Origin of the sequence: Mycobacterium asiaticum DSM 44297 (assembly GCF_000613245.1) — a bacterium.
Classification (GTDB): Bacteria; Actinomycetota; Actinomycetes; order Mycobacteriales; family Mycobacteriaceae; genus Mycobacterium; species Mycobacterium asiaticum.
This window is the reverse complement of sequence record NZ_HG964937.1, coordinates 160,800-163,199: the sequence shown is the minus strand read 5'-3', so window position 1 is coordinate 163,199 and position 2,400 is coordinate 160,800. Positions and strand designations below refer to the sequence as shown.

General features: G+C 68.2%; 2 protein-coding genes. One reads left to right on the top strand and one right to left on the bottom strand.

The features are described 5' to 3' along the window. Nucleotides 1–1,187 (bottom strand): PE family protein (locus BN972_RS31005; protein WP_036360651.1); only part of this gene is annotated, 1,187 nt, incomplete at its 3' end. A gap of 352 nt (nt 1,188–1,539) precedes the next feature. Here BN972_RS31005 and BN972_RS11320 point away from each other — a divergent pair. Continuing rightward, nucleotides 1,540–2,373 carry an SDR family NAD(P)-dependent oxidoreductase gene (locus tag BN972_RS11320; protein ID WP_036357670.1) on the top strand — a complete coding sequence of 278 codons (834 nt, stop codon included), beginning with the start codon at nt 1,540–1,542 and terminating at the stop codon, nt 2,371–2,373. Nucleotides 2,374–2,400 lie beyond the last annotated feature (27 nt).

Sequence of the window (2,400 nt, the reverse complement as noted above, 5' to 3'; positions counted from 1 at the left end):
CCGTGCCGCCGACGCCGCCACGCCCCGGTGCCGCCGGTTCCGCCGACGGCGGTGACGGCGATAAAGCTGGACCTAGAGGTGGAGCTACCGCCGGCACCGCCAGCACCACCGTTCGCAGCAACGCCGCCGGCCCCGCCCGTCCCGCCAGTGCCACCATGCCCGCCGGCCCCGCCGCTACCGAACAACAGCCCGCCATTGCCCCCGACACCACCGGCGCCGCCAATCCCGCCGGTGCCGGCGGCCCCGGCGTCGCTACCAAATCCGCCAACGCCGCCAACGCCACCGGTGCCACCACTGGTGTCCGCGCCGGGGACCGTACCGGTGAACAGGAAATCTGGAGACCCGCCGGTCCCACCAGTACCGCCGACCTGACCGAGAGTGCCATCGACGCCGGCCCCACCGGTAAAGCCGACCTGGGTCGCGACCTGGCCGGTGGCGCCAGTGTTGGCAGTGCCGTTGTCCGGTGTGACGGCGGTAATCCCGGTCAGACCCGTGCCGCCCTGGCCGCCGGCTCCACCGCTGCCGAACAGCAAAGCGTTGCCGCCGGCGCCGCCGGCGCCGGGATTCCCGTTGTTAACGCCCGCCAGAGCAGCGCCTCCCAAACCGCCCGCGCCGCCGTTTCCGTACAGGATTCCGCCACTGCCGCCGGCCCCGCCGCTGGCCCCGGCTCCGCCGCCACCCCCGGTACCCCCGTTGCCGAAGAGCCCGGCGCTTCCGCCGTTACCTCCGGCCACGCCGTTGGCCGTTTGGGTGAAGCCGGCGCCTCCGTTGCCGGCCAGGATCCCACCGGCCCCGCCGTTAGGATTGCCCGCCGTCCCGGCGGCGCCGTCGCCGACGAGTGGGCGCCCGAGCAGCGCCTGAGTCGGAGCATTGATCAGGTCGAGCACAGGCTGCAGAGGACCGACATTGGCGGCCTCGGCGGCGGCATAGGCGGCGGTACCGGCGCGCATTGCTTGCACGAACTGCCCGTGAAACGCTGCCACCTCGGTGCTGAGCGCCTGGTAAGCCTGGGCGTGTCCATTGAACAACGACGCTACCGCCGCCGAGACCTCGTCCGCGGCCGCCGGCAGCAACCCGGTAGTTGCAGCGGTTGCCGCAGCAGACGCCGCGGTCATATTCGAACCGATGCTGGCCACTTCCGTCACAGCGGCCTCAAGTGCCTCAACAGCTGCCACCACGAACGACATCGCCAACCCCCAAACAAGCACATAGAGCGAAACTGAAGTAAGAAGCGAGCGGATGGCTCACTGGTGATATATGGCCGGTTTAGCCGCCCATCCGGAATTACATTACGGCGCAGTGATGCCCGCCGCATGTATAACGGCGCATTTTCGTACGAAAGGTCTCAAACCGAGCGGCACTCGGCTTCCAGCGTTTTTCGAGTTGGGCCCGGGGAGCGCCGGCGGAGGGGGCCTGCCACCTGACGGACGAACGGCCACAAGGGCAATCAAGGCAACCTGGCTTCCCGTAAGCCGCGTGCAAGCGGTACCCCTGGTGACCGACTAGCCTCGACGCTTAGTCGACACGAGGAGGGCTTTCATGGAGGGGTTCGCCGGCAAGGTAGCCGTCGTCACCGGCGCCGGATCAGGCATCGGACGGGCGCTGGCCATCGAGCTGGGGCGCTCCGGCGCGAGCCTGGCCATCAGCGACGTCGACACCGAGGGGCTCAAAGAGACCGAGGAGAAGCTCAAGGCAATCGGTGCACCGGTCAAGGCGGACCGGCTCGATGTCACCGAACGCGAATCCTTCGTCGCCTACGCCGACGCGGTGCACCAGCACTTCGGCAAGGTGAACCAGATCTACAACAACGCCGGCATCGCACACAGCGGCGACATCGAGCTCTGCCACTTCAAGGACATCGATCGGGTGATGGACGTCGATTGGGGTGGCGTGCTGAACGGGACCAAGGCGTTCCTGCCGTACCTGATCGAGTCCGGCGACGGACACGTCATCAACATCTCCAGCGTCTTCGGCTTGTTCTCGGTGCCGGGACAGGCGGCGTACAACGCGGCCAAGTTCGCCGTTCGCGGCTTCACCGAGGCCCTGCGGCAGGAAATGATCGCGGCTGGCCATCCGGTCGGAGTGACCACGGTGCACCCGGGTGGCATCAAGACCGCGATCGCTCGCAATGCCACCGCCGTCGAGGGGCTCGACGCGGCGGAGATGGCCAAAGCGTTCGACAAGCGAATGGCCCACACCAGCCCCGAACGAGCCGCTCAGATCATCCTGGGCGCGGTGCGTAAGAACAAGGCGCGGGTGCTGGTCGGAGCCGACGCCAAGGTCTTGGACATCGTGGTTCGGCTGACGGGTTCGGGATACCAACGGGTGCTCGTGCCCGCGCTCGCCCGCTTGCTACCGCCCTCACAGCGCTGAGGCCCCGGTAAACGAGACCACCGGTAC

Coding starts and splice junctions, on each gene's coding strand:
- BN972_RS11320 (WP_036357670.1), top strand. CDS start 1,540: ATGGAGGGGTTCGCCGGCAAGGTAGCCGTCGTCACCGGCGCCGGATCA.